6 protein-coding genes and 1 riboswitch are annotated in these 6677 nt (G+C 66.5%); of the genes, 1 reads left to right on the top strand and 5 read right to left on the bottom strand.

Annotated features, from left to right (window positions below; translation table 11 throughout):
* Nucleotides 1–206: 206 nt before the first annotated feature.
* The 4 genes from gcvPB to gcvT are packed head-to-tail and all read right to left on the bottom strand — an operon-like array spanning nt 207 to nt 4659.
* Complete coding sequence (gene gcvPB, locus FZ029_RS31030) at nt 207–1778, bottom strand: aminomethyl-transferring glycine dehydrogenase subunit GcvPB (RefSeq protein WP_149273861.1); 1572 nt, start codon at nt 1776–1778, stop codon at nt 207–209.
* On the bottom strand, nt 1775–3118 hold the full coding sequence (gcvPA, locus tag FZ029_RS31025) for an aminomethyl-transferring glycine dehydrogenase subunit GcvPA (RefSeq protein ID WP_149273859.1): 1344 nt from the start codon (nt 3116–3118) through the stop codon (nt 1775–1777). The genes gcvPB and gcvPA overlap by 4 nt, the downstream gene beginning before the upstream one ends.
* Nucleotide 3119: 1 nt before the next feature.
* Complete coding sequence (gene gcvH, locus FZ029_RS31020; protein ID WP_149273857.1) at nt 3120–3494, bottom strand: glycine cleavage system protein GcvH; 375 nt, start codon at nt 3492–3494, stop codon at nt 3120–3122.
* Nucleotides 3495–3546: 52 nt separating this feature from the next.
* Nucleotides 3547–4659 (bottom strand): glycine cleavage system aminomethyltransferase GcvT, encoded by a 1113-nt coding sequence (gene gcvT, locus FZ029_RS31015; RefSeq protein ID WP_149273855.1) that lies wholly within the window; start codon nt 4657–4659, stop codon nt 3547–3549.
* Nucleotides 4660–4830: 171 nt separating this feature from the next.
* A riboswitch (glycine riboswitch) is annotated at nt 4831–4946 on the bottom strand.
* Nucleotides 4947–5161: 215 nt separating this feature from the next.
* Here gcvT and FZ029_RS31010 point away from each other — a divergent pair.
* Complete coding sequence (locus FZ029_RS31010; RefSeq protein ID WP_149273853.1) at nt 5162–5995, top strand: hypothetical protein; 834 nt, start codon at nt 5162–5164, stop codon at nt 5993–5995.
* A 93-nt stretch (nt 5996–6088) separates the two neighbouring features.
* Here FZ029_RS31010 and FZ029_RS31005 read toward each other — a convergent pair whose 3' ends face one another.
* Nucleotides 6089–6625, bottom strand: a complete 537-nt coding sequence (locus tag FZ029_RS31005; RefSeq protein WP_149273852.1) for a lipoprotein — start codon at nt 6623–6625, stop codon at nt 6089–6091.
* Between the last annotated feature and the right edge of the window lie 52 nt (nt 6626–6677).

Here is a 6677-nt window from a genome sequence, read left to right as displayed (position 1 = left end):
CCGACGACGAAAACGCCAGACCGAAAACATACCGGCTCCCTTCATAAGGAAGCCGGTATGTTAGCGCCTATGCCCCATCCCTCCCCCGCCTTCCGCGGGAGAGGGGGTAGGACGCTTGTCAGCGGGACGTAATTGTCAAAGCGGCGGAGTTCCCTCTCCCGCCAGAGCGGGGGAGGGTTAGGGAGGGGGCACCCGCTGCGACCCCTTTACTCCGCCGCCAGAGCCTTCACCACGACCGGCGGGGTCCAGCGCAAGACCGGCTTGCGGGCCGCCGCGGTCTCGTCCAGACGACGGCGCGGAGTCAGGCGCGGAGCGGCCTGGAAATAGGCCACGTCGCCCGACTTCGCCCGTTCGGCCAGCGCACGCAACGCGTCGACGAATTGGTCCAGGCTGGCCTTGCTCTCCGTCTCGGTCGGTTCGATCAGCAGGGCACCGTGGACGACCAGCGGGAAATACATGGTCATCGGGTGGAAACCCTCGTCGATCAGCGCCTTCGCCATGTCGAGCGTGGTGACCCCCGTCCCCTTCAGGAAGCGGTCGTCGAACAGGCACTCGTGCATGCACGGCCCCTCGAACGAGGCCGTCATCACGTCCTCCAGCCGCGCCATGACGTAGTTGGCGTTCAGCACCGCATCGCCCGAGGCCTGCCACAGCCCGTCGGCGCCATGGCTCAGCATGTAGGACAGGGCGCGGACGAACATGCCCATCTGGCCGTGGAAGGCCTTCATGCGGCCGAAGGCCAGACCGTCGCCGGCGTTCTCCACCAGCGCGAAGCCATCCTTGCCGTGGGTGATGTAGGGCACCGGGATGTAAGGCGTCAGCGACCCCGCGAACACCACCGGCCCCGACCCCGGACCGCCGCCGCCATGCGGGGTGGAGAAGGTCTTGTGCAGGTTGATGTGCATGACGTCGATGCCGAGGTCGGCCGGACGGACCCGCCCGACGATGGCGTTGAAGTTGGCGCCGTCGCAGTAGAAATAGCCGCCGGCCGCATGCACCGCCTCGGCGATCGCGATGATGTCGCGTTCGAACAAGCCGCAGGTGTTGGGGTTGGTCAGCATCAGGCCGGCCACGTCGGGACCGAGCTTGGCCTTCAGCGCCTCCAGATCGACGCGGCCGTCGGCGGTCGCCGGGATGGCGTCGACACTGTAACCGCAGGCGGCGGCGGTCGCCGGGTTGGTGCCGTGGGCGCTTTCCGGCACCAGGATCTTGGTGCGGCCCGTATCGCCCTTCGCCTCATGCGCGGCGCGGATCGCCATGATGCCGCACATCTCGCCATGGGCACCGGCGGCGGGCGCCAGCGTCACGGCGGCCATGCCGGTCAGCGTCTTCAGCCAGTGGGCCAACTGGTCCATCAGCTCCAGCGCACCCTGCACCGTGCTGAACGGCTGCATGGGATGCACGTCGGAGAAGCCGGGAAGCCGCGCCATCTTCTCGTTCAGGCGCGGGTTGTGCTTCATCGTGCAGGAGCCCAGCGGATAGAATCCGCTGTCGATGGCGTAGTTCTTTTGCGACAGCCGGGTGTAGTGACGGACCACCTGCGGCTCGGCAAGGCCGGGCAGCCCGACCTTGGCGCGCGGCTTCACCGCACCGAGACGCGAGGCCACCTTCGGCACGTCGGGCAGGTCGACGCCGGTGCGCCCTGCGCTGTCCTGTTCGAAGATCAGCGGCTCTTCGATCTGCAGGCCGCGGTTGCCGGTGACGGTGCCGGTCACGCCGTCGAAGGAGGCGGCACCGGCCGGAATGGCCGACGGACGGCCCTGGTTGTTCATGCTCATGCCAGAACCTCGGTCAAGGCAGCCACAAAGGCGTCCATGTCGGCGTCGGTGTTGGTCTCGGTGACGGCGACCAGCAGCAGGTCTTCCATCTCGCCCGGATAGAGGCGCGACACCGGCACGCCGCCGAGGATGCGGCGCTTGGCCAGTTCCTCGACCACCGCGGCGGCGGGCTTCGGCAGCTTCACGGTGAACTCGTTGAAGAAGCCGTCGTTCAGCACCTCGACGCCCGGAACCGCCGCCAGCTTGTCGGCCATCTGGACCGCCTTGCAGTGGTTCAGATGGGCCAGCTGCGTGATCCCGGCCTCGCCCAGCAGGCTGACATGGATCGAGAAGGCCAGCGCGCACAGGCCGGAATTGGTGCAGATGTTCGACGTCGCCTTCTCGCGGCGGATGTGCTGCTCGCGGGTGGACAGCGTCAGCACGAAGCCACGGCGGCCGTCGGCGTCCACCGTCTCGCCGCACAGGCGGCCCGGCATCTGGCGGACATATTTGTCCTTCACCGCGAACAGCCCGACATAGGGGCCGCCGAAGTTCAGCGCGTTGCCGAAGGACTGGCCTTCCGCCGCGACGATGTCGGCGCCCATGTCGCCCGGCGGCGTCAGCAGCCCCAGCGACAGGGCCTCCGTCACCACGACAATCAGCAGCGCGCCCTTGGCCTGACAGGCGGCGGCGAGGTCGGTGTAGTCGCGGACATGGCCGAACACGTCGGGGTTCTGAACGACGACGCAGGACGTCTTGTCGTCGACCAGCGCCAGCAGCTCCTCGCCGCCGGTCGGGGCGGCCGGCAGGGCCACCGCCTCGAAGCCGATGAAGCGGGCGTCGGTGGTGGTCACGTCGCGGTAATGCGGGTGCAGGCCGCCGGACAGGATCGCCTTCTTCCGCCGGGTGACGCGGTTGGCCATCATCACCGCTTCGGCGCAGGAGGTGGCGCCGTCATACATCGAGGCGTTGGCCACATCCATGCCGGTCAGCAGGGCAACCTGGGTCTGGAATTCGAACAGGACCTGCAGCGTGCCCTGGCTCACCTCCGGCTGGTACGGCGTGTAGGCGGTCAGGAACTCGCCGCGCTGGACCAGATGATCGACGGTGGCCGGCACATGGTGGCGGTAGGCACCGGCGCCGAGGAAGCTGGGCACGCTCCCCGCAGGCAGGTTCTTGGCCGCCATGGAGCCGAGCAGCCGTTCGACCTCAAGCTCGCCCATATGGTTGGGCAAGCCCCCGATCGGGCCGGCCAGACGGGCCGCCTTTGGAACGTCGCGAAACAGGTCTTCGACCGATGTTGCGCGGATGGCCTCCAGCATCGACTGCCGGTCGGCCTCGGTCAGGGGCAGATAGCGCATGTTAGTGGGATTCCTCCACGAAGGCCTTGTAGGCCGATTCGTCCATCAGACCATCGAGTTCGGAGGCGTCCTTCAACTGGATCTTGAAGAACCAGCCCTCCCCCTCGGCGGCGCTGTTGACCATCGAGGGGTCATCGACCAGCGCCTGGTTGGCTTCTACGACGGTGCCGGAGACCGGGGCATATACGTCGCTGGCCGCCTTCACCGATTCGACGACGGCGGCTTCCTTGCCCTGCTCCAGCACGCGGCCGGCCTCGGGCAGTTCGACGAACACCACGTCGCCCAGCTGGCTCTGGGCGAAGTCGGTGACGCCGACGGTGGCGACATCGCCATCGACCTGAACCCACTCGTGGTCCTTGGTGAATTTCTTGCTCATCGGAAGGGTTCCCTGTTCGACACGGTTGCTTGTGATTGGCGAAGCCGGGGCGTCAGCCCCGGTAATAGCGTTGCGGCACGAAGGGCGTGGCGGCGACGCGGGCGGGCAGCGGCTTGCCGCGCACCACCAGCGTCAGCGGCGTGCCCACCGCGGAGTTGGCGATATCGACATAGCCCATGGCGACCGGCGCGCCGGCGGTCGGGCCAAAGCCGCCGCTGGTGATCTCGCCGATGCGATTGCCGTTCGCATCCTGGATTTCGGTGTGCTCGCGGGCCGGCTGGCGGCCTTCCGGCTGGATGCCGACGCGGCGGCGCGTGGCGCCTTCGGTCAGTTGCCGGTGGATGATGTCGTAGCCGGGGAAACCGCCCTCGGCGCGGCGGCGCTTCGGCAGCGTCCATTCCAGCGCGCCTTCGACCGGCGTCGTGGTGGTGTCGATGTCGTGGCCATACAGGCAGAGCCCGGCCTCCAGCCGCAGCGAGTCGCGGGCGCCCAGCCCGATCGCCTCGACCTCCGATTCGGCCAGCAGTGCGCGGGCGATCATCTCCGCGTCGGCCTTGTCGCAGGAGATTTCGTACCCGTCCTCGCCGGTATAGCCGGAGCGGGTCAGGATCACCGGCACGCCCTTGAAGGTGGCGGACAGGTAGCTCATGAACTTCATGGTGGCGGCTTCCGGCACGAAGCGCGCCATCACCTCGGCCGCCATCGGCCCCTGGAGCGCCATCAGCGCCAGATCGTCCAGCAGTTCCACCTCGGCCTTGTCGGCCAGCTTCTCGCGCAGGTGGGCGACGTCCTGCTCCTTGCAGGCGGCGTTCACCACCAGGAACAGGTGGTCGCCGGCATTGGTCACCATCAGGTCGTCGAGGATGCCGCCCTGTTCGTTCAGGAACAGCGTGTAGCGCATGCGGCCCTGGGCCAGCCCCTTGATGTCGCCGGGAACCAGCGTTTCCAGGGCGGCGGCGGGATCGGCCCCGGTCAGGCGGACCTGCCCCATGTGGGACACGTCGAACAGCCCGGCCTTCTCGCGGGTGTGCTGGTGCTCCTTCAGGATGCCCAGCGGATACTGCACCGGCATGTCATAGCCGGCGAAAGGCACCATGCGGGCGCCAAGCTCGACATGGAGCGCGTGCAGCGGGGTGGTCTTGAGAGCGGTTGCGGCCTCGGTCACGCGCGGGTCCTCCGACAAGGTTTCAGCGCCCGCATCGGGATCGATGCAGGAAGCTGCCCCCTCTGTCTTGGACCTGAGAGATTCACCGCCGTCCGGTCGAGCCGGGCACCCGGTTTACTCCTTCGGTGAGTCGCGGCGGGTGAGCGCCGAGGCTGCTTTCCAGAGTTGCCTTATCCCCTTGCGGTCCTTTTGCCTGAGAGTTTCCGGGGGCGGTTGCTCCTTCGGCGCCGCCTGCGGACCTGTCGATTTACGACAAGCTCACAAGCGATCTCTCCCGCGAGGGATCATCGGCGTGATGGCGGCACAGTGTCGCGATCAGACAGGTTTGTCAATCGGCGCACTGAGGGCCGATACGACCAAGTCGTTGAAATATCCGAGTTTTGGAAATTTTCCTTTTCAGCGGACAGGATAGGTATACAAACCCATTTACCGCGTCACGCCGTGCTGGCCAGCCGTTGTCCTTCGCGGGACTCATCCCAATCGACAGAGTGGAGAGCGCGCAATGACCGTTCAGGCCTTCAACCCGTCCGACCTGTCCCAGTCCGCCGCCAACTGGGCGGTGTCCCAGCGCATCGTCGGCAACTTCGCCCCCCATGCCCAGCTCGTGCCGAACCTGACCCTGGCGCTCGACCCCGGCAATCTGCTGAACGGCACCACCCTGACCGAGGTAAACGCGCAGTCGGTCGGCCCCTTCGCGCCGCCGGCCAGCGGCTTTCGCATCGACCGCGTGGTGGTGGACCGCGTCAACGGCGCCGCAGCCATCGTCACCGGCATCGCCAACAGCCTGACCCCGCCGGCGATCCCTGCCGGCAAGCTGCCGGTGGCCCGCGTGATGCTGCTGCCGACGACCGACGCCGTCACCAACGATGCGGTCGTGGACGAGCGTTCCTTCATCGACCTAACGCTCCCGACGCAAAACTCCATCGTTGTGCGGGCGCACCGCAACAATGTCGGCCAGAGCGGCGTCACCAACAACAGTTGGGCAAAGGTTCTGCTGACCACGGCCGACATCAATATCGGGAACGCCTTCAACGGCACAAATTCCCGCTTCCAGCCTTCCATCGCCGGCTACTATCTGCTGCATGCTCAGGTGATGATGAACTGCGGTGCCAACGGGTCGATCTACGCTGGACTCTATCTCAACGACGCCAACATTGCCTTGTGCCGATCCCTCACCCCCATCGCCACCCCGACCTATGCCGCCACGACGTCCGTGACCTACATGAACGGGACGACCGATTACGCGGAGATGAAGGTGCTCAACACCATCGTCACCGACGGCATTCTGGACGGTACGCCGACGGCGACCTTCTTTACCGCAAGCCGCCTGGCGTAAACTGTCCGCTTTGGATTTGTAACGTCGAGGGAGCGCCCAAAACATGCTGGGCGCTCCTTTCATACAAGTGACGGACTAGAGTCCCGAAGTTTCCTACTTCTTCATCTGCGTCCGGTTGAAGTTCAGCTGCTCCGGCGTCAGCTGGAAGCCGAGATAGATCTTCCAGTCCTTGGCGTTGGCGTCCTTGGGCAGCGGGATCTTCGGCGTCAGTTCCTCGCGGGTGCCGGCGCGCGGCTGGCCGGGGACGAAGGTCACGTCGGTGTCGAAATAGGCCTTCGACACCAGCGTGTCGTCAGGCTGTGCCAATGCTACGAAATACTGGTATTTGGCGGTGTTGCCCGGCAAGGCCGGGCCGCGCTCGGCCACCAGATAGACGTTCACGTTCACGGTGACGCCGCTGCTGGTGTAGTCGCAGCTGCCGGTGAAATCGACCAGGGCGGCGCGCGACTCCAGATCGGTCAGGTCCTTGCCGCCGGGACGGAAGACCGTCACTTCCTGCAGGTCGCGGACGATGTTGACCTTCGGGCAGGCCAGCGCCGCCTCCGACGTACTCGTCGGCCCCAGCCCCATGCCGGAGCAGCCGGAAAGCACCAGCACGGCCCCGGCCGCGAGCAGCGCAGGGCGGCCCATCCCAAAGAGGGACGCCAGCGGGCTTTTCCGGGCGGGGGTTCCTATATTACGG

This window comes from Azospirillum sp. Sh1, assembly GCF_008365135.1.
Taxonomy (GTDB): Bacteria; Pseudomonadota; Alphaproteobacteria; order Azospirillales; family Azospirillaceae; genus Azospirillum; species Azospirillum oryzae.
This window is presented reverse-complemented; position numbering and strand designations above follow the sequence as displayed.

Excerpts from the sequence above, each read along its gene's own strand:
- gcvPB (WP_149273861.1), bottom strand. The coding sequence starts at position 1,778 with ATGAGCATGAACAACCAGGGCCGTCCGTCGGCCATTCCGGCCGGTGCC.
- gcvPA (WP_149273859.1), bottom strand. The coding sequence starts at position 3,118 with ATGCGCTATCTGCCCCTGACCGAGGCCGACCGGCAGTCGATGCTGGAG.
- gcvH (WP_149273857.1), bottom strand. The coding sequence starts at position 3,494 with ATGAGCAAGAAATTCACCAAGGACCACGAGTGGGTTCAGGTCGATGGC.
- FZ029_RS31010 (WP_149273853.1), top strand. The coding sequence starts at position 5,162 with ATGACCGTTCAGGCCTTCAACCCGTCCGACCTGTCCCAGTCCGCCGCC.
- FZ029_RS31005 (WP_149273852.1), bottom strand. The coding sequence starts at position 6,625 with ATGGGCCGCCCTGCGCTGCTCGCGGCCGGGGCCGTGCTGGTGCTTTCC.